The organism is Cupriavidus phytohabitans (genome assembly GCF_000426345.1).
Lineage (GTDB): Bacteria > Pseudomonadota > Gammaproteobacteria > Burkholderiales > Burkholderiaceae > Cupriavidus.
Genome location: NZ_AUFE01000084.1, coordinates 1 through 18,162, shown reverse-complemented (window position 1 = coordinate 18,162; position 18,162 = coordinate 1). Strand labels below are relative to the sequence as shown.

Genomic DNA, 18,162 nt, shown 5'->3' with positions numbered 1-18,162 from the left:
CGCCATAACAGCCGTGTTGCGAGATCAGTTCCATCATGGCGCGCGCCTCAGTACAACACTACGGATCGGATCGACTCCCCGCGCTTCATCAGGTCGAAGCCCTCGTTGATGCGCTCCAGCGGCAGCGTGTGCGTGATCAGGTCGTCGATGTTGAGCTTGCCATCCATGTACCAGTCGACGATCTTCGGCACATCGGTGCGGCCGCGCGCGCCGCCGAAGGCCGAGCCCTTCCACTCTCGGCCGGTCACCAGCTGGAACGGGCGCGTCGAGATCTCGGCGCCGGCCTCGGCCACGCCGATGATGATCGACTTGCCCCAGCCCTTGTGGCAGCACTCCAGCGCCTGGCGCATGACCTGCGTGTTGCCGATGCATTCGAACGAGTAGTCCGCGCCGCCGTCGGTCAGCTGGATGATGTGGTCGACCACGTTCTCGACCTGCTTCGGATTGATGAAATGCGTCATGCCGAACTTGCGCGCCATCGCCTCGCGCGCCGGGTTCAGGTCCACGCCGATGATCTTGTCGGCACCCACCATCTTCGCCGCCTGGATCACGTTCAGGCCGATGCCGCCGAGGCCGAACACCACCACGTTGGCGCCGGCTTCCACCTTGGCGGTGAACAGCACCGCGCCCACGCCGGTGGTCACGCCGCAGCCGATGTAGCAGACCTTGTCGAAGGGCGCGTCGGGACGGATCTTGGCCAGCGCGATCTCCGGCACCACGATGTGGTTGGCGAAGGTCGACGTACCCATGTAGTGGAAGATCGGCTTGCCGTCGAGCGAGAAGCGCGAGGTGCCGTCCGGCATCAGGCCCTTGCCCTGCGTGGCGCGGATCGCCTGGCACAGGTTGGTCTTGCGCGACAGGCAGAACTTGCACTGGCGGCATTCCGGGGTGTACAGCGGAATCACGTGGTCGCCGGGCTTCAGCGAGGTCACGCCGGGGCCGACGTCGGTGACGATGCCGGCGCCTTCATGGCCGAGGATCGCCGGGAAAATGCCTTCCGGGTCGGCGCCGGAGAGAGTGTAGTAATCGGTATGGCAGATGCCGGTGGCCTTCACTTCCACCAGCACTTCCCCGGCGCGCGGGCCGTCCAGGTCCACGTCTTCGATGGTCAGCGGGGCGCCGGCTTTCCAGGCGATGGCGGCTTTGGTCTTCATGGGGTCCTCCGGAGAAAAGAGATACGGATGGGCTCGGCGGCGGGCACAGACACCGGTGACGCGGGCCGGAGCGCAAGACTATACGACCATCCGGTGTCGGCAGGCCAGTGCCAGGCTTGCAAGCAGGGCTAGCGCGAAGTCGTCGTCGCGCCTGCCGCTGCGGCGCGGCGGCTGGTTTCCTGTGGCACCAGTTCGGTCTCGTGGCGCCGTCCCAGCCACCATCCCAGCGCCGCCCATGCCAGCGCCAGCCCGGCACCAGCCAGCGCTACCGTGGCCGGGTGGCCGGAAATCGCATCGATGGCGGTCTTGACCCAAGCGCTGACCGCATCGCCCGCACGATAGACCGCAGTGTCGATCACGTTCTTGGCCTTGTACTTGGTCTCGGGATCGACCACCGTGAACAGCATCTCGCGCCCGGGCCGCAGCAGCGCATACTCGCCTACGCGCCGCAGGATCATCACGCCGGCCAGCACGCCGAAGGTCGGCACCAGCGCCAGCACGACGAAGCCCGCCGCGACCGCCAACGGCACCGCGGTCAGCAGCAGCGTGACGCCGTAGCGCCGCGCCATGCGGCCGGTGAAGAACAGCTGGACCAGGATGGTCAGCGCCTGGACCGTGGCGTCGAGCGCGCTGAAGACCTGGGTTTGCCGTGTGCGCTCGGGGAAGGCCTCGGCCACCAGCCGCGCTTGCTCGAAATACAGGAAGGTGCTGGCAGTGGCCAGCAGGATCACGAACAGCCCGATGCCGAGCAGGTAGCGCGAGCGCAGCAGCAACGCCAGCCCCGCCCACAGGCCGCCGCCGACCGGGTTGGCGGGGTCGCTGGCGGGATCGCTGGCAACATCGGCGGGCACTTCATGGCCCGCGCCGGCGCGGCGGCGCCAGCCGAACAGCCAGCCCACGCCCGGCAGCGTCGCGGCGAGCAGCGCGGCGGACAACAGCATCAGCCCGGTCAGCCCTACCTGCGGCACCAGCCAGCCGCCCAGCACCGGCCCGGCCAGCAGCGCGAACAGGCGCCGCGCCTGCTCTGGCCGGAACACGTCGGCCATCAGGCTCCACGCCACCGAGACCACGAACAGGTTGAATACCGACAGCCACACGTAGAACACGCGCGCCAGCCAGACATCGTCCGGCCACACGCGCGTGCCGAAGGCAAAGGCGAGCAGGTTGGCGATAAAGAACGCGTAGACCCACGGCACGAAGCGCCGCCGCGGCAGCCGTGCGCACACCGCGCCGTAGAGCGGGATCGCCGCCAGCATGACGACGAAGGTCGCGGTGAACAGCCATTGCAGGTTCTTCACGCCGCCGGCGATGCCCATGGTCTCGCGCACCGGACGCAGCATGAAATAGCTGGAGAACAGGCAGAAGAAGAACAGGAAGCCAGCCACTACCGCGCCGGCCTCGCCGGGGAGGATGCCGAAGCCGCGCCGCAGCCGTGCCAGGCCGCCGCCGGCGGGCGTGTCGCGATCGGGTTCGTCCATGCGGCCCGGCGCGCGTCAGGCCAGCAGCGCGGCGATGCGCTCGCGCTGGCCCGGATCGGGCATGCGCCCCAGCGCGGCGCCGAGGTTGTCGGCCATGTTGCGCGGCTTGGAGGTGGCGGGGATGGCGGCGGTCACCGCCGGATGGCTGACGATGAATTTCAGGAACAGCTGTCCCCACGAGCCGCAGTCGATATCTCCGGCCCACTGCGGCAGCGGCCGGTCCTTGACCACGCGGAACAGGCGGCCGTCCTGGAAAGGGCGGTTGACCAGCACCGCCACGCCGCGCTCCTGGCACAGCGGCAGCAGCACGCGCTCGGCATTGCGCTCGGCCACCGAGTAGTTGACCTGGACGAAATCGACGCGCTCGTTGCGCACGATCCGCTCCAGCGCCTCGTGCGCGTCGTCGCGGTAATGGGTGATGCCCAGGTAACGGATGCGGCCTTGTTCCTTCAACTCCCGCAGGAAGCGCAGGTTGCCTTGCCAGTCGATCAGGTTGTGCACCTGCAGCAGGTCGACCTTGTCGACGCGCAGGTCGGCCAGCGAGTGCCCCCACTGCGCCTGCGCCGGGGCGCCGGACTGGGCCGAGACCTTGGTCGCCAGGAACACGCGCTGCCGGGCATTGGCCGCGCGCAGCAGGTCGCCGGTCACTGCCTCGGCGTTGCCATAGCTGGGCGCGGTGTCGATGACCGAGCCTTCGGTGCGCAACAGCATCGCCATGACTTCGGCCAGCGGCTTGCGCTCGGCGGCTTCGCTGCTGACGTTGAAGGTGTCGGCCGTGCCCATGCCCACGACGGGCAGCGCCTCGGTGGTGCCCGGGATGCTGCGGCGCATGGGGACGGCAACGGTGGCGGCGCCGGCGGGGAGGGCGGGCAGGGCGCCGGTGGCGGCCAGCCCGGCGGCCAGGGCCAGGAATGAGCGGCGGTCGATTGGCATGGAAGCGCTTCGAGACGGGTCATACACTGGTTGACCTTAGGCGCTGGCCGGAGCCTTGTAAACCGCTGCTTCAGTGCGCTATCCGGCACGCCGCGCGCCGTGGGCACCGCCGCGCGCACCCTGCGGACGGAGTGCGCGGTACGGCTTTTGCGCCTCAGACCACCGTGGCCAGGCCCAGCGTCAGCAGCAGCGCCACCACCGAGATGATGGTCTCGCACACCGACCAGGTCTGGAAGGTCTGGGTCACGGTCATGTTGAAGTACTCCTTGACCAGCCAGAAGCCGCCGTCATTCACGTGCGACAGGATCAGCGAACCGGCGCCGGTGGTCAGCACCAGCAGCTCGGGGCGGGTGCCCGGCACGCTGGCGGCGATCGGCGCGACGATGCCGGCGGCGGTGGTCATGGCGACCGTGGCCGAGCCGGTGGCGATGCGGATCATCACCGCGACCAGCCAGCCCAGCACCAGCACCGACACCTGCGCGCTGGTGGCGACATCGACGATGGCGGTGGAGATCCCCGAGTCGCGCAGGATGCGGCCGAAGCCGCCGCCAGCGCCAACCACCAGCGTGATGATGGCGGTGGGCGCCACGCACTCGTTGGTGAATTTCAGGATGGTCTCGCGGTTGAAGCCGCGCGCCTTGCCGAAGGTGTAGAAGCTCACCAGCGCGGCGATCAGCAGTGCTATCACCGAGTTGCCGATCAGCTTGAGGAAGTCGTTGGCAAAGGTCTTGGGGGTGGTGAAGACGTCGGCCCAGCTGCCGATCAGCATCAGGATCACCGGCAGCAGGATGGTGAACACCGTGATGCCGAAACCGGGCAATTCATGCGATTCCTTGACGTGCTCATCCTCTTCGGTGAACTGGTCGGCCAGCGGGTTGACTTCGGGCAGCTTGACATAGCGGTCCATCAGCCTGGCAAACAGCGGGCCGGCGATGGCCGCCGTGGGAATGCCCACGATCAGCGCATACATGATGGTCTTGCCAATGTCCGCGCCATACGCAGTCACCGCCAGCAGCGCCGCCGGATGCGGCGGGATCAGGCCGTGCACCACCGACAGGCCGGCCACCATCGGGATGCCGACGACTACCATCGACGTGCCGGTGCGCTTGGCTACGTTGAAGGCGATCGGCACCAGCAGCACGAAGCCGACCTCGAAGAACACCGGCAGGCCGACGATAAAGGCGATGGTCGCCATGGCCCAGTGCACGTTCTTCGCGCCGAAGAAATCGATCAGCGTATTGGCGATGCGTTCCGCGCCGCCCGATTCGGCCATCATCTTGCCAAGCATCGTGCCAAGGCCCACCACCAGCGCGATATGGCCGAGGGTGCCGCCGACACCGGCTTCGAATGACTTGACGATGTCGCCCATCGGCATGCCCACGGCAAAGCCGAGCAGCACCGAGACGACGACCAGGGTAATGAAGGGGTTGAGCTTGAAGCGCGCGATCAGCACCACCAGGGCGATCACGGCGATCAGCGCATACACCAAGAGCATGGTTCCGGTGACGGCACCCATATTGTCTCCTTGCGTGGAAAAAAGGCCGCTTGTGTGCGGCAGCAGAGGTTTTAGGCTTGTTGTTTTCTCCCCGCTCCCGCTTGCGGGAGAGGGGTTGGGGAGAGGGCGGGCGCTTGGCAAGCACCGTGGCGGCTCACTTCGTGGTGACGCCGGCCCTCTCCCCCGTCTCCTCTCCCGCGTGCGGGAGAGGGGAGTAAACAGTCAGGAGTGAGTCAATCAAGCAAGCAGGCAGCAGGCTCAGGCCGCCGGCTTCTTGTAGGCGATGCAGTCCACTTCGACCTTGCAATCCACCACCATGGTCGATTGCACGCAGGCGCGCGCCGGCGGGTTGGCGCCGAAGTATTCCTTGAAGATCTTGTTGAACGAGGCGAAGTCGCGCGCATCGTCCAGCCACACGCCGCAGCGGACCACGTGCTCGGGGCCGTAGCCGGCCTCGGCCAGGATCGCCAGCACGTTCTTGATGGCCTGGTGGGTCTGCGGCACGATGCCGCCGTCGATCAGCTCGCCGCCGGTCATCGGCACCTGGCCGGAAACGTAGAGCCAGCCGTCGGCCGCTACCGCGCGCGCAAACGGCATGTGCGCGCCGCCCTGGCCGGTGCCGCCTTCCACACCGAATCGTTTGATGTCCATGGGTACTCCTGGAATTTGTTGCTGGGAAAAAATCGAAGAAAAGGAAGCGAATCAGTCGGCGCCGCGCGCCAGGAAGCGTCCTGCGCGGATGCCCGTCGGCTGCCGCTGCTGCCATGACAGCTCGCCGTTGACCCAGACCGCGGCAATGCCTTCGGCCGGCTGCATCGGGTCGGTGAAGCTGGCGGCGTCGCGGATGGTGGCGGCGTCGAACAGCACCAGGTCGGCCCAGTAGCCTTCGCGCACGAAGCCGCGGCCATGCAGGCCGAAGCGCTCGGCCGACAGGCCGGTCATCTTGTTCACCGCGACGGTGAGCGGGAACAGCTCGCGGTCGCGCGCATAGTGGCCAAGCACGCGCGGGAACGCGCCCCACAGGCGCGGATGCGGCAGCGGGTCGTTGGGCAGGCCGTCCGAGCCGACCACCGTGGCGGGGTGGCTCAGGATGCGGTCGACATCGGCATCTTCCATGCAGTGGTAGACCGCGCCGGCGGGCATCAGCCGGCGCGCGGCCTCGTGCAGGCCGACCTGCCACTCGGCGGCGATATCGGCCAGCAGCCGGCCGCCCATCTCGGGCGCGCCTTCGGACCACGTCACCATGATGTCGAAGTCGCTGGTGACCTGCTTCAGGTCCAGCGTCGACGAGCTGGCGGTATAGGGATAGCAGTCGCAACCGACCTGCTGCCAGCGCTGCGCGCCGTCAAGGGCATCGAGCACTTCGGTGCTGCGGCCCCAGTTGTCCACGCCCGCGCATTTCAGGTGCGAGATCACCACCGGCACGCGCGCATGGCGGCCGATGCGGAAGGCTTCGTCCATGGCTTCGAGGATCTCGGCGAACTCGCTGCGCAGGTGCGTGGCGTAGAGCCCGCCGGCATGGGCCAGGGGCTCGGCCAGCGCCAGCACTTCCTCGGTCGGCGCGTTGAAGGCATTGGCGTAGGCGAGTCCGGTGGACAGTCCCAGTGCGCCGTGCTGCAGCGATTCTTCCAGCTGCGCGCGCATGGCCGCGATTTCGGCGGGCGTGGCGGCGCGGTCGAGCCGGTCCATATGGTTGCTGCGCAGCGCGGTATGGCCCACCAGCGCGGCGACGTTGATCGCGGGCTGCGCGGCACCGACGGCGTCGACGTAGGCCTTGAAGCTGGGGTAGCGGAACGCGTCGGCATGGCCGAGCAGGTTCATCGGGTCGGGCGGGTCGCCGGAGAGCGTCACCGGCGCGGCGCTGATGCCGCAGTTGCCGACGATCACGGTGGTCACGCCTTGCGACAGCTTGGGCGTCATCTCGGGCTGGCGCACGACGTTGGTATCGTCGTGCGTATGCACGTCGATAAAGCCCGGCGCCAGCACCAGGCCATGGCCTTCGACCACGTGCGCGGCGGCATCGGGATCGATCGCGCCGCCTTCATCGATGCGGGCAATGCGGCCGTCGCGCAGCGCCACGTCGGCCAGGCGCGCGGCGGCGCCGGAGCCATCGATCAGCGTGACGAGGCGGATCAGGGTATCGAACAGGTGTGGCATGGTCAGTCTCCCAGAGGCTGGCGGCTGTCAGGGCCCACTTGTGGTCCCGACCGTGGGCCGGTCTCGCCGCGGTGGCTGTCCAGCACGTACTTGAGCCGGCGCAGCCGCTCCTTGCTCTGGTCCGGCTGCAGCAGCGCACACTGGGTGGCCAGCACGTCCAGCACCATCAGCATCGCGTAGCGCGATGCCGACGGCTTGAAAATGAAATCCGTCTCCAGCGTGCGCACCGGCAGCAGCACGTCGGCGCGCGCGGCCAGCGGCGAGCCCAGCGCGGTCACCGCAACCAGCTTCGCGCCGTATTCGCGTGCGATCTCGCAACTGGCCAGCATCTCCGGCACGCGCCCGCTGGCCGAGAAGGCCAGCACCACGTCGTCGCGGCTCAGCGTGGCGGCCACCATCTTCTGCAGCAGGCCGTCCTGGTAGCTGGCGACCGGCTGGCCCAGCCGCGCCAGGCGGTGGCGCGCCTCGTCGGCCATGAACGACGAGCCGCCGCCCATGCCAAAAGCGTAGACCATGCGTGCGCCCAGCAACAGACGCGCGGCATCTTCGATGCGCTGCGCGTCCATCAGGCCGCGGTTGACTTCGAGCGCGGTCAGGATGTCGGCATGGATGCTGTCGGCGAGCGTCGCCGGGGCTTCGGCAGCGGCATCGGCGCCGCCGGGTTGCAGGAAACGCGCGCCCACTGCGGTGGCCTGCGCCAGCCGCAGCTTCAGGTCGCGCACGTCGCGGCAGCCGATGGCCTTGGCGAAGCGGGTCACGCTGGCCTCGCTGACGCCGGCCTTGCGCGCCAGTTCGTTGATGCTCGCCGCCGCGGCGCCGGCCAGGTCTTCCAGCACCACCTGCGCGACCTTCTGCTCGGCCAGGCGCAGCGCGGGGCCGCGCTCGGCAATGCGGGTCAGGATGTCGAAGGGCGCGGTCATGGTTGGGTGGCTGAGCAGGGCCGCGAGACAAAGTGGCGCAGCCGGCAGATGCTGTCGGCAAGGGCTATAACAGTGACTGACGCGACCTTGCGCGTTGCCTCTGTGGTCCTTTGTGCGGTCAGCATGTTACTTTATAACAAGGATGAAATATCTTATTTTCAGGGCTATCATTACGTCAATCAGATTTTTTCAGGGTGATGGCAAGCATGCGTGAAATAAAGTATCAGGCTGGCGTGATCGATCCGCTCAACAAGGCGCTGGGGCGCCTGGAAGCCCCGCTGGCACCGGACGCCGCCCGCACCGGCTGGAGCCTGCTGCAGGAAGAACTGAGCCTGCCGGCCGCGGTGCTTTACGAAGAGCGGCTTGCGCACAACCTGGAATGGATGCGCCGCTTCATGGGCGAGTACGGCGTGCAGCTTGCGCCGCACGGCAAGACCACCATGGCGCCCAAGCTGTTCGCGCGCCAGCTCGGCGCCGGCGCGTGGGGCATCACGCTGGCGACCGCGCACCAGACCGCCGCGGCGCATGCGCACGGCGTCAAGCGCGTGCTGATGGCCAACCAGCTGGTGGGCCGCCGCAACATGGAAATCATTGCGGACCTGCTGCGCGACGATCCGGACTTCGAGTTCTTCGCGCTGGTGGACTCCGCCGCGCTGGTCGACCAGCTCGGCAAGTTCTTCCAGGAGCGCGGGCAGACGCTGCAGGTGCTGCTGGAATTGGGCGTGGCGGGCGGGCGCACCGGCGTGCGCGACGACGCGCAGCAGCAGGCCGTGATGGACGCGCTGGCGCGCTGGCCGCAGGCCTTGTCGCTGGCGGGTGTCGAGATCTATGAAGGCGTGCTGAAGGAAGAGGCCGATATCCGCGCCTTCCTGCAGCGCACCGTGGCGGTGACGCGGCAACTGGCGCAGCAGGGCCGCTTCGGCCGCAGCCCGGTGGTGATGTCGGGCGCGGGCTCGGCCTGGTACGACGTGGTCGCCGAGGAGTTCGCGCGCACCGACATCGGCACGCCGATCGACATCGTGCTGCGCCCCGGCTGCTACCTGACCCATGACGTCGGCATCTACCGCGCCGCGCAGCAGCGCATCCTCGCCAGCAATCCGGTCGCGCAGAAGATGCGCGAGGGCCTGCTGCCGGCGCTGCAGCTGTGGGCCTACGTGCAGTCGATCCCCGAGCCAGACCGCGTCATCATCGGCATGGGCAAGCGCGACGCCGCCTTCGATGCCGGCATGCCGATCCCGGCGCGGCTGTACCGTCCTGGCAGCGAGGCGCCGGTCGATGTGCCCGCGCACTGGGAGGTGACCGGCATGATGGACCAGCACGCCTACCTGCAGGTCAAGCCGGGCGACGACATCCGGGTCGGCGACATGATCGCCTTCGATATCTCGCACCCGTGCCTGACCTTCGACAAGTGGCGCCATATCCCGGTGCTGGATCGCGACCTGCGCGTGATCGACATCGTGCAAACCTTTTTCTGAGGCGGGCCGCCCCATGAGCATCGATATCCTGGCCTACGGCGAGCCGCTGGTGGAGTTCAACCAGCAGCCCGACGATCCCGACCGCTACCTGCAGGGCTTTGGCGGCGATACCTCCAACTTCTGCATCGCCGCGGCGCGGCAGGGCGCGAGCACCGGCTATATCACCGCGGTGGGCGCCGATACCTTCGGCGAGCGCCTGCGCGCGCTGTGGACGCAGGAGCGGGTCGATACGCGTCACGTCCATGTGGATCCGTCCGCGCCGACCGGCGTCTATTTTGTCTCGCACGACAACCACGGCCACCGCTTCGACTACCTGCGCGAAGGCTCCGCCGCCAGCCGCTACCAGCATGAGCAGCTGCCGCTGGGCGCGATCGCCGCGGCAGGCTACCTGCACCTGTCGGGCATCAGCCTGGCCATCAGCACCAGCGCCTGCGATGCGGGCCTGGCGGCGATGGAACACGCGCGCAAGGCCGGCACCAAGGTCACGCTCGATACCAACCTGCGCCTGCGGCTGTGGTCGCTGGCGCGCGCGCGCGGCATCATGCGCGAAGCGCTCGCGCTGACCGACGTGTGCCTGCCAAGCTGGGACGACATCACCGTGCTGACGGGGCTGGACGACCGCGATGCCATCGTCGATTACCTGCTCGGCTGCGGCATCGGCCTGGTGGCGCTCAAGCTGGGCGAGGAGGGCGCTTACGTGGCCACGCCCGAGTCGCGCACGCTGGTGGAACCGTATCCGGTCAAGCCGGTCGATGCCACCGGTGCCGGCGATTGCTTCGGCGGCAGCTTCGTCGCGCGCCTGGCGGCGGGCGCCGACCCGTTCGAGGCCGCGCGCTACGCCAACGTGGCCGCGGCGCTGTCCACCACGGGCTATGGCGCGGTGGCGCCGATCCCCGATGCGCAGACCGTGATGGCCCGGCTGGCCGAATCGGTCTCCGTGATCGGGGGCTGAGCGGCGGCTGATCGGCAGCTGAGCCGGCAGCTGAGCCGGCAGCATTCCCTGACTTTGCTTTTTTGAACCCTTCACCCCGAGATCCGATATGCAAAACCAGACTTCCCCGCTGCTCCCCCTGCTGGCCGACGTGCCGGTGATCCCCGTGCTGGAATTCCATTCGGTCGACGAGGCCCTGCACGTCAGCGAGGCACTGGTCACCGGCGGCCTGCCGCTGCTTGAGATCACGCTGCGCACGCCGGTCGCGCTGGAAGCCATCAAGGCCGTGGCCGCTGCGCTGCCGCAGGCGTGCGTGGGCGCGGGCACGGTCCTGACCGTCGAGCAGCTGCGTGCCGTGCGCGACGCCGGCGCGCAGTTTGCCGTGTCGCCCGGCCTGACGCCGTCGCTGGCGGAGGGCGCGCAGGGCGCGGGAATCTCGCTGTTGCCGGGGGTGGCCACTGCCAGCGAGGCCATGCTGGCGCTGGAAGCCGGCTTCACCTTCCTGAAGTTCTTCCCGGCGCAAGCGGCCGGCGGGGTGCCGATGCTCAAGTCGCTGGGGGGACCGCTGCCGCAGCTGCGCTTCTGCCCGACCGGCGGCATCGATGCCGCGCTGGCGCCGACCTACCTGGCCTTGCCCAACGTGGTGTGCGTGGGCGGGTCGTGGGTGGTGCCGAAGGACGCGGTGACCGGCAAGGACTGGGGCCGCATCCGTTCGCTGGCCGAGCAGGCCCGCGCGCTGCGCAGCAAGGGCTGAGCGCGCCGGGCGGTGTCATCAAGTCAAAGCTAAGCCCATCGATGCAATGCAAAACGGCACGCCGAGGGGCGTGCCGTTTGTGGTGGCAGACGCGGCCAGGCCGCGTCGTCGCGCGGTTTGGCGGTCCGGCTTACTTGTGCCGGTCCGCCGAGCTTTCCAGCTTCTGGCCGCCGCGCTGAATGTCTTGTCCGAGTCCTGCCATCGTGTTGCAGCCAGCCAACAGGGTGGCAAACAGAACGCACCAGATCCAACCTTTCTTCACGCCGGGCTCCTTTCCATTCGGTTGAGGGTTTGAGGCAGATTTTACCGTCGCTGTCAGCGCGGTTGATATCTGGTATGTGCCAATTTGTAAATCGTGCAATCGCTGCAACAGTTGCCGGTGGCGCGGGCCGGCTCGGCCGCTTCAGCCGGCTGTCGCCAGCAGCTCGCGGGCGCGCTGCTGGATTGCGGCGTGTGTCTGCACCAGCCAGGCCGCCGGGAAAGGTTGCGCCAGCAGGTAGCCCTGCACGCTGTGGCAACCCCAGGCGCGCACCGCCTCCAGTTGCTGCCGGCTTTCCACGCCCTTGGCGCATACCGCCGCGCCGGCGCGGCGCGCCATGACGCAGGCGCCGCGCAGCCGCTCGGCCAGGTCCGGGCTGACGCCCGGCGCGCCGCCATGGCCCAGCCGGCGCACATCGAGTGAGACGCTATCGGGCCGCAGTGCCTCGAGGGCACGCCGGCTGCCGGGGCCGCCGTCGAAATCGCCCAGCGCCAGCTGCACCCCGAGGCGGCGCAAGTCTGCAAAGCGATCGAGGATGCCGGCGACCGGGGGCATCGCGCTGGCGGGCAGCTCGATGCACAGGCGCTCCGCGGCGATGCCGCCGGTGTCGATGGCCCGCGCCAGGGCATCGACCATCTGCGGGCGGTGCAGCTGCGCGCTTGAGGCCAGCAGCGTAAATTGCAGCGGCGCAAGCGCTTCGGCGCTGCGCACCAGCGGCAGCACGCTGTCGAGCAGCCAGCCGCCGATGCGTTCCACCAGCCCGAGCGTTTCCACTGCCGGCAGGAAGTCCTGCGGCGCCACCCGCCCCAGCACGGGGCTGTGCCAGCGCAGGCGCACGGTATAGCCGCTGATACGGGCGCCGGCAAAGTTGGCGCGCGGCTGCAGTTGCAGGCTCAGTTCGCCGCGCTCCAGTGCCTCGGGCAGGGCGGCCAGCAGCGGAGCGGAGGGCGGTGTAGCGGGCTTGTCGGCACGCGCGAGGCCGTCGCCGCCCTGGCGGACGACGCGCAGCATGGCATCGAAGGCCTGCTGCACGCGGCGCTCGGCGGGAATGTCGGGGTGGTCGGTGGCCACGCCGATACTGCTGGAAATAAACAGTTCGAAGCCATCCAGCAGGAACGGACGGGACAGGTCGGCGGCAATGCGCTCGGCAATCGGCCCCGCATCCGTGCAGCCGGCCGCCAGTGCCGTGACCGCACCCAGGTCAGACGCTGCCACCCAGTGCACGACCGCCCCCTGCGGCAGCAGTGCCGCAATGCGGGCCTGCACCAACGCCCGCAGGCGGGCGGCGCGGTGCGGGCCAAGGGGCTCGCACGCGCTGGCAAAGCGGTCGAGCCGGATTGCCAGCACGGCGGCGGGCGGCGCGCCGTCGGCGCGGCGCGCGGCCAGCGCCGACAGCACTCCTGCCGGCGGCGCCGGGACCTTTGCATCGAATGGCGCTTGTGGGCTTCCCGATGCGCCCGATGGCATCCCGCCGGGACCGTCGGCATCTGGATACATGGATCGTGTTGCGGCAGGCGGCCGTGCTGGCGGCGCTGTCCCGCGTCTCCCCGTTGTCAGTGTTCCACATCTGGCAGGACCGCTGGCGCGGGCCGGCTGCTCTCGTCAGGCGGGAATGCGCGCGCCTGTTGCAGCCGCAACGGGGCCGCAGGGCCAGATCATAAGCCAGGACGGGGCAAGGACTTGCAAGTTACGACAAGTTGCGGACCAGGCACCTATCGTTTGACGGGGGTCAAAGCGGTGCTGGCGCTTCACTCGAAGAGGTTGACTGAACACCGCGCGGCATCAGCCGGTCGTTTCTTCCTCCGGGCCGTTTTCAGGTGGCAGGCGCGAAGCCAGCACCTTGTCGATGCGCTTGCCATCCATATCGACAATCTCGAAGCGCCAGTCGCCCCACTCGACGCGGTCGGCGATCTGTGGCAGTCGTCCGAGCAGCAGCAGCAGCATGCCCGACAGCGTGTGGTAGCGCTCCTTTTCTTCCTCCGGCACCTGGCGCAGCCCGATGCGGTCCTTCAGTTCGGGGATGGGGATCAGGCCGTCGAGCAGCCACGAGCCATCGTCGCGCTGCACCGCCCATTCCTCGCCGGCGGCCTCGGCCTTGAACTCGCCGGTGATGGCTTCGATCAGGTCCTGCAGCGTCACCAGCCCCAGCACCTCGCCGTATTCGTCGATGACAAAGGCCACCTGGCCGCCCGAGGCGCGGAAATTTTCCAGCAACTCCATCCCGGTGACGCTTTCGGGCACGAACACCGCCGGCTGCATCACTGCCATCAGGTCGGCCTCTTCGCCGCGCAGGCGGCGCGCCAGCAGCTGGCGCGCGCTGACTACCCCGACGATGTCGTGCATGCCGCCGCGCACCGCCGGGAAGCGGGAGTGGTCGGATTCCTCGATACGGCGCAGGTTTTCTTCCAGCGGCGCGTCCACGTCCAGGTAGATGACGTCGCCGCGCGGCACCATCAGCGAGGCCAGCTGGCGGTCGTCGAGGCGGAACACGTTGCGCACCATGGTGTGCTCGTGCTGCTCGATCACGCCCGCCTCGGAGCCTTCGACCAGCAGTGCGTGGATTTCTTCCTCGGTCACGCCGGGGCCGCTGTCGGTCTTGGTGCCGAGCAGGCGCAGCACCAGCCGGGTGGAGCTCGACAGCAGCTTGACGAAGGGGGTGGACGCGACGGCGAGCCAGGAGATCGGGCGTGCCACCAGGCGCGCAATCGCCTCGGGGGCCATCTGGCCCAGGCGCTTGGGCACCAGCTCGCCCAGCACGATGGAAAAGTAGGTCAGGCCGGCCACCACGATCGCGGAGGCGACGTAGCCGGCGGTGGACTCTGCCATGCCAACGCTGCCGTGCAGCCAGTCGCCGAAGGGCTGCGCCAGCGTCGATTCGCCGACCACGCCGTTGAGAACGCCGATCGACGTGATGCCGATCTGCACCGTCGACAGGAAGCGTGTGGGGTCCTCGCCCAGCTTGACGGCTTCGATCGCGCCCCGGTCGCCGTTCTCGATCTGCCGCTGCAGGCGCGCCTTGCGCGCGGTGACCAGCGCGATCTCGGACATCGCGAACACGCCATTCAGCAAGATCAGCGCCAGTAATATGGCAATTTCCATCAAAGTGCGCGCCCTTTGCGCGCCGGGAGTTCAAAAGAAGTCAAGCATACCATCCGGCTGTTACAGGAAGTCGTCACAGTGACGCCTGCGTCTCAGTGCCGGCAAGGCAATGGCCGGCAGGGAATTGCGGCTATTACCTGGCAGGTAGTCGATCCCTGCTCCTGGCCATGCTGTAATACGTGCATGGAAACGCTGACCCCTGCTTCCGAAGCCACTCTCGACTTCCCCGGCCTGCTGCGCTACTGGCGCGGCAAGCGCGGCTACAGCCAGCTGGCACTGTCGCTGGCCGCCGGGGTGTCGCAGCGCCACATCTCCTTCCTGGAATCCGGCCGCGCCCGCCCCAGCCGCGAAATGGTGCTGGCGCTGGCCGAGCGCCTTGGGGTGCCGCTGCGCCAGCGCAACCGCATGCTGCTGGCGGGCGGCTTCGCCCCGGCCTACAGCGAGCACGCGCTGGCCTCGCCGCCGTTGCAGATGGTGCAGCAGGCGATCGCACTGATCCTGTCCAAGCAGGAGCCGTACCCGGCCGTGGTGCTGGACCGGTTCTGGAACCTGGTCGACGCCAACCAGGCTTACCGGCGCATGCTCGATACGCTGCTCGACGGACGCGTGCCCGCGTCGCTGGAGGACGTAGGCGGGCAGGGCAGCGGGCAGGGCGGCGGTCCGCGCCGGGCAAACCTGATGTTGTCGGTGTTCGATCCGCAAGGCTTGTGGCCGGTGATCGAGAACGCGCGCCAGGTCGGACGCTACCTGCTGCGGCGCGTCTGGCAGGAATTGCAGGTGCAGGCGCACGACCAGACCGCGCGCGAAATCTTCCGTCGTATCGCCGCGTGGCATCCCGACATGGTCGGCCCCGGTGGCGTGCTGCTCCCCGAGGATGACGGCGCGGAAGGACCGCCGCCGCCGGTGCTGCCGGTGGTGCTGCATGCCGGCGCGTTCCGTGCGTCGCTGTTCTCGACGCTGACCACGCTTGGCATTCCGCAGGACATCACGCTGCAGGAGCTGCGCATCGAGTCCTTCTTCCCCGCCGACGAATCCACGCGCGCCCTGTTTGAAGCGCTGGGCGCCTCGCAGCCGCCGGCGTTCAGAAGCGGTAGCGCAGGTAGATGACGTGGAAGGTGGTGCCAGGATTAGGGTCCTTGATGCCGCCATTGGACAGGTGCTGGAAGCGGTAGCCCGCGGTAAAGTGCCGGTCCGAGCCGAAGGTCACGCCCAGGCCCGCGTATTCCGAGAACTGGAACGCCGTGGAAATGACATGGTCGTCCGAGGTGCGTGTTCCGGTCAGCAAGCGCGGGCCGAGCGACAATTCGAGGAATGGCGCCCAGGCGTGCTTCCACCAGCCGATGCGGACCACCGGCGAGGCGCCGAACTCCCACAGGTCATGTGGATTGTTGTCGCTGCTGCTGTTCCAGCGCGCGATATTGACTTCCCATTGGAGGTCGACGAGCCAGCCCTGCGGATTGCCCCACGCAAAGCCCGAATCCCACAGCATGGCGACCTCGGCCTTCTGCACGTGATGGGTTTTGTCGAAGCCGTAGCCCAGCTGCACGGCTGGCGCGGCGTGGGCGGTGCCGAGGCAAAGGGGCAGGGCGAGCAGGCTCGCGGCGGCGTGGCGAACGATTGGCGGCATTGAGCGCGCTACCAGGCGACGCTGTCGATGCCACGGGCGCCGGGTAGGCGCTGTCGGCGCGGGGGATGGGTCGCAACAACTTGCAAGGCGGTCTTGTCTGGCTTCTTGGTCTTGTCGTGGCATGGGAAGCAAGGCTTGGGATGCTGCGTTGCTGTCGGACTTCGCATGGGGCGTTGCCACGCATGGCCGGCCTCCATACCCTATTTGTAGTACACGGGTTAGCACATTGCTGGCCGAGGGTGGTGCGATGCCATTCGCGCGCGCATGCGCAACAGATACAAAGCCGCCAGATCGTGCGTGTCGTGTGCGACAATGCGGCTCGCTTTTCCCGTCTATACGAGGGCAGTTCAATGATGTTCCGCATTTTTAGGCATGCTGCCGCGCTGGCAGGCTGCATGCTCGGCCTGGCCGCGCCGACCGCTCATGCCGAAGGCAGTGCCATGCCGGCACAGCGTCCGGCCGCGGCCGCCGGCTTGTATGAGTGCCAGGTGCCGGGTGCCGGCACGGTGTTCCGCTCCACGCCGAGAGAAGGTTGCCATCTGGTGGTTGCGCCCGACCCGGGCGCGCCCGATCCGCAGCGCTGGTTGCCGCTGATGGGTGCCAACGGCGTGATCTCGTACTTCGACCAGTCCGCGATCCGCCGCCAGGGCGCGCAGGTCGGTGTCGTGCTGATGCGCAATTCGCCGTCGGGCGTGATCCGCACCGCCAACGGCGAACCGATCCGCTCGTCGCTCAAGCGCATGGTGCTCGACTGTGCCACGTCGATGTTCGCGGTGGTCGAGCAGACGCTGTACAGCAAGCGCTACGCGCGCGGCAATTCGCTCTATACGATCCGCGCGCCGCAGTACGGCACCTTCCAGCCCGCGGGCCCCGGCACCATTGCGGGTGATCTGCTGCGCAGGCTGTGCCGCTGAGTGTCCCGCTGAGTTGGACCAAACGCCCCGGCGGCGCCGATGCCCCTGTCAGGGTTTGTCCCGGTCAACCGCGTGCAAGCCGTCCTCGTTGATGCGAGTGACCCGGCGCGAATCGCGTGCCGGTCATTGCAGGCATTCCCACACGCAGGGCTCACGAGGAGACCGAAATGAAGAAGTGGATCGTCATGCTGTCGCTGGCAATGTTCGGTGCGGGCGCGATGGCGCAGGCAACGCCGGCCACTCCGGCAACCCCGGCCACGCCGGCGGCACCGGCCGCCGACAAGGCTGCGCCGGCCAAGGCCGACAGCAAGCACAAGGCCAAGGCCAAGAAGGCCAGCGCCAAGAAAAAGAACAGCCACGCTGCCGGTACCAAGGACCCGATGACGAAGAAAGGCGCCTGAGGGCGCTGCCGATGGCGGCGGGCGCCCTGCTTCCCGGCAAAGCAGGAAGCAGGTGAGTCCGTACCGCCATGCCGCTGCGCTGCGATAGCGTGGCACGACGGCGGGGCGTGTCCCCGCCGCGCGAACGACAGCCCTGTGGCACGCGATGCCGTGCCTTCCGGGGGGAAAGGGAGGGTCGTTGCGGCGGATCGCGACAGGAGGCTTCGGCCTCCTTTTTTTGTGCGCCCAGCATGGGCGCACTCTTGTGGGTGCAAGTCCCACCGTAAGTTGATCACAGCGAACGAAGCGAAGCGCAACTGCGAAAGGGCGACCGATCGTGGGGAGGAAGCGTGGAGCGAAGCTGCGAGCCGAGGGACACGAACCGGATAGAAGGCGGTGCCGACCAGGACGAGCGGGCAAAAAGCCGCGAAGTTCTCGTGATCAAGGGGAGGCGGCGTAAATCCGGCGGCTGCGCAGCGAAGGAGTGCGTTCTTACCTGGGGAGATCTCGCCTCATGCCTGAAAGGGCAACGGCGTCGAGCCGGAGCGAGAAGTCAGCAGAGGTCGAAGTAGTTGGGGGTAGCGCC

17 protein-coding genes are annotated in these 18,162 nt (G+C 68.2%); 6 read left to right on the top strand and 11 right to left on the bottom strand.

Annotated features, from left to right (window positions below; translation table 11 throughout):
• Positions 1 to 47: 47 nt before the first annotated feature.
• The 7 genes from K309_RS0130425 to K309_RS0130395 form a co-directional block, all read right to left on the bottom strand.
• The gene (locus K309_RS0130425) at positions 48 to 1,154 is read right to left on the bottom strand and encodes an S-(hydroxymethyl)glutathione dehydrogenase/class III alcohol dehydrogenase (RefSeq protein WP_029049853.1); all 1,107 of its coding nucleotides are present in this window, start codon (positions 1,152 to 1,154) and stop codon (positions 48 to 50) included.
• A gap of 128 nt (positions 1,155 to 1,282) precedes the next feature.
• Positions 1,283 to 2,632 (bottom strand): NTP/NDP exchange transporter, encoded by a 1,350-nt coding sequence (locus K309_RS0130420; RefSeq protein ID WP_029049852.1) that lies wholly within the window; start codon positions 2,630 to 2,632, stop codon positions 1,283 to 1,285.
• Positions 2,633 to 2,647: 15 nt separating this feature from the next.
• Positions 2,648 to 3,565, bottom strand: coding sequence for an aldo/keto reductase (locus K309_RS0130415; protein ID WP_029049851.1), 918 nt, complete (start codon positions 3,563 to 3,565; stop codon positions 2,648 to 2,650).
• Between the two features lie 154 nt (positions 3,566 to 3,719).
• On the bottom strand, positions 3,720 to 5,081 hold the full coding sequence (locus K309_RS0130410; RefSeq protein WP_029049850.1) for a GntP family permease: 1,362 nt from the start codon (positions 5,079 to 5,081) through the stop codon (positions 3,720 to 3,722).
• Positions 5,082 to 5,318: 237 nt separating this feature from the next.
• A complete protein-coding gene (locus K309_RS0130405; protein ID WP_029049849.1) occupies positions 5,319 to 5,711 on the bottom strand; it encodes a RidA family protein in 393 nt (130 codons plus the stop codon).
• 51 nt (positions 5,712 to 5,762) lie between these two features.
• Positions 5,763 to 7,217: an N-acyl-D-amino-acid deacylase family protein gene (locus K309_RS0130400; RefSeq protein WP_029049848.1), complete on the bottom strand. Its 1,455-nt coding sequence runs from the start codon at positions 7,215 to 7,217 to the stop codon at positions 5,763 to 5,765.
• Between the two features lie 2 nt (positions 7,218 to 7,219).
• On the bottom strand, positions 7,220 to 8,137 hold the full coding sequence (locus K309_RS0130395; protein WP_029049847.1) for a MurR/RpiR family transcriptional regulator: 918 nt from the start codon (positions 8,135 to 8,137) through the stop codon (positions 7,220 to 7,222).
• Positions 8,138 to 8,343: 206 nt separating this feature from the next.
• Here K309_RS0130395 and K309_RS0130390 point away from each other — a divergent pair, with 206 nt between their 5' ends.
• The 3 genes from K309_RS0130390 (at position 8,344) to K309_RS0130380 (ending at position 11,297) form a co-directional block, all read left to right on the top strand.
• A complete protein-coding gene (locus tag K309_RS0130390; protein ID WP_029049846.1) occupies positions 8,344 to 9,612 on the top strand; it encodes an amino acid deaminase in 1,269 nt (422 codons plus the stop codon).
• Between the two features lie 13 nt (positions 9,613 to 9,625).
• The gene (locus tag K309_RS0130385) at positions 9,626 to 10,564 is read left to right on the top strand and encodes a sugar kinase (protein WP_029049845.1); all 939 of its coding nucleotides are present in this window, start codon (positions 9,626 to 9,628) and stop codon (positions 10,562 to 10,564) included.
• An 88-nt stretch (positions 10,565 to 10,652) separates the two neighbouring features.
• Positions 10,653 to 11,297, top strand: a complete 645-nt coding sequence (locus K309_RS0130380) for a bifunctional 4-hydroxy-2-oxoglutarate aldolase/2-dehydro-3-deoxy-phosphogluconate aldolase (protein ID WP_029049844.1) — start codon at positions 10,653 to 10,655, stop codon at positions 11,295 to 11,297.
• Positions 11,298 to 11,427: 130 nt separating this feature from the next.
• Here K309_RS0130380 and K309_RS0130375 read toward each other — a convergent pair whose 3' ends face one another.
• The 3 genes from K309_RS0130375 to K309_RS0130365 all read right to left on the bottom strand — a co-directional run bounded on the left by K309_RS0130375 (position 11,428) and on the right by K309_RS0130365 (position 14,655).
• On the bottom strand, positions 11,428 to 11,559 hold the full coding sequence (locus tag K309_RS0130375) for an entericidin A/B family lipoprotein (RefSeq protein ID WP_010814145.1): 132 nt from the start codon (positions 11,557 to 11,559) through the stop codon (positions 11,428 to 11,430).
• Positions 11,560 to 11,700: 141 nt separating this feature from the next.
• Positions 11,701 to 13,053 carry a GGDEF domain-containing protein gene (locus tag K309_RS0130370; protein WP_084402616.1) on the bottom strand — a complete coding sequence of 451 codons (1,353 nt, stop codon included), beginning with the start codon at positions 13,051 to 13,053 and terminating at the stop codon, positions 11,701 to 11,703.
• A gap of 285 nt (positions 13,054 to 13,338) precedes the next feature.
• Positions 13,339 to 14,655 (bottom strand): hemolysin family protein, encoded by a 1,317-nt coding sequence (locus K309_RS0130365; protein ID WP_029049842.1) that lies wholly within the window; start codon positions 14,653 to 14,655, stop codon positions 13,339 to 13,341.
• Positions 14,656 to 14,838: 183 nt separating this feature from the next.
• On the opposite strand from K309_RS0130365, the gene K309_RS0130360 reads away from it, so the two are divergent.
• Positions 14,839 to 15,762, top strand: a complete 924-nt coding sequence (locus K309_RS0130360; protein ID WP_029049841.1) for a helix-turn-helix domain-containing protein — start codon at positions 14,839 to 14,841, stop codon at positions 15,760 to 15,762.
• Here the strand turns inward: K309_RS0130360 and K309_RS0130355 are convergent.
• A complete protein-coding gene (locus K309_RS0130355) occupies positions 15,737 to 16,282 on the bottom strand; it encodes an acyloxyacyl hydrolase (RefSeq protein ID WP_232232552.1) in 546 nt (181 codons plus the stop codon). The two genes, K309_RS0130360 and K309_RS0130355, sit on opposite strands and share 26 nt — an antisense overlap.
• A gap of 350 nt (positions 16,283 to 16,632) precedes the next feature.
• Between K309_RS0130355 and K309_RS0130350 the strand changes: the two genes are divergently transcribed.
• Together K309_RS0130350 and K309_RS0130345 are read left to right on the top strand one after the other, a co-directional pair.
• Complete coding sequence (locus tag K309_RS0130350) at positions 16,633 to 17,196, top strand: surface-adhesin E family protein (RefSeq protein ID WP_029049839.1); 564 nt, start codon at positions 16,633 to 16,635, stop codon at positions 17,194 to 17,196.
• 167 nt (positions 17,197 to 17,363) lie between these two features.
• On the top strand, positions 17,364 to 17,597 hold the full coding sequence (locus K309_RS0130345; protein WP_029049838.1) for a hypothetical protein: 234 nt from the start codon (positions 17,364 to 17,366) through the stop codon (positions 17,595 to 17,597).
• The last annotated feature ends 565 nt before the right edge of the window (positions 17,598 to 18,162 follow it).

What these genes read in the sequence shown, in the direction of transcription:
- K309_RS0130405 (WP_029049849.1), bottom strand. Translation starts at nt 5,711, where the DNA reads ATGGACATCAAACGATTCGGTGTGGAAGGCGGCACCGGCCAGGGCGGC.
- K309_RS0130410 (WP_029049850.1), bottom strand. Translation starts at nt 5,081, where the DNA reads ATGGGTGCCGTCACCGGAACCATGCTCTTGGTGTATGCGCTGATCGCC.
- K309_RS0130415 (WP_029049851.1), bottom strand. Translation starts at nt 3,565, where the DNA reads ATGCCAATCGACCGCCGCTCATTCCTGGCCCTGGCCGCCGGGCTGGCC.
- K309_RS0130425 (WP_029049853.1), bottom strand. Translation starts at nt 1,154, where the DNA reads ATGAAGACCAAAGCCGCCATCGCCTGGAAAGCCGGCGCCCCGCTGACC.
- K309_RS0130360 (WP_029049841.1), top strand. Translation starts at nt 14,839, where the DNA reads ATGGAAACGCTGACCCCTGCTTCCGAAGCCACTCTCGACTTCCCCGGC.
- K309_RS0130380 (WP_029049844.1), top strand. Translation starts at nt 10,653, where the DNA reads ATGCAAAACCAGACTTCCCCGCTGCTCCCCCTGCTGGCCGACGTGCCG.
- K309_RS0130365 (WP_029049842.1), bottom strand. Translation starts at nt 14,655, where the DNA reads ATGGAAATTGCCATATTACTGGCGCTGATCTTGCTGAATGGCGTGTTC.
- K309_RS0130370 (WP_084402616.1), bottom strand. Translation starts at nt 13,053, where the DNA reads ATGTATCCAGATGCCGACGGTCCCGGCGGGATGCCATCGGGCGCATCG.
- K309_RS0130420 (WP_029049852.1), bottom strand. Translation starts at nt 2,632, where the DNA reads ATGGACGAACCCGATCGCGACACGCCCGCCGGCGGCGGCCTGGCACGG.
- K309_RS0130350 (WP_029049839.1), top strand. Translation starts at nt 16,633, where the DNA reads ATGATGTTCCGCATTTTTAGGCATGCTGCCGCGCTGGCAGGCTGCATG.
- K309_RS0130390 (WP_029049846.1), top strand. Translation starts at nt 8,344, where the DNA reads ATGCGTGAAATAAAGTATCAGGCTGGCGTGATCGATCCGCTCAACAAG.
- K309_RS0130355 (WP_232232552.1), bottom strand. Translation starts at nt 16,282, where the DNA reads ATGCCGCCAATCGTTCGCCACGCCGCCGCGAGCCTGCTCGCCCTGCCC.
- K309_RS0130385 (WP_029049845.1), top strand. Translation starts at nt 9,626, where the DNA reads ATGAGCATCGATATCCTGGCCTACGGCGAGCCGCTGGTGGAGTTCAAC.
- K309_RS0130345 (WP_029049838.1), top strand. Translation starts at nt 17,364, where the DNA reads ATGAAGAAGTGGATCGTCATGCTGTCGCTGGCAATGTTCGGTGCGGGC.
- K309_RS0130400 (WP_029049848.1), bottom strand. Translation starts at nt 7,217, where the DNA reads ATGCCACACCTGTTCGATACCCTGATCCGCCTCGTCACGCTGATCGAT.
- K309_RS0130395 (WP_029049847.1), bottom strand. Translation starts at nt 8,137, where the DNA reads ATGACCGCGCCCTTCGACATCCTGACCCGCATTGCCGAGCGCGGCCCC.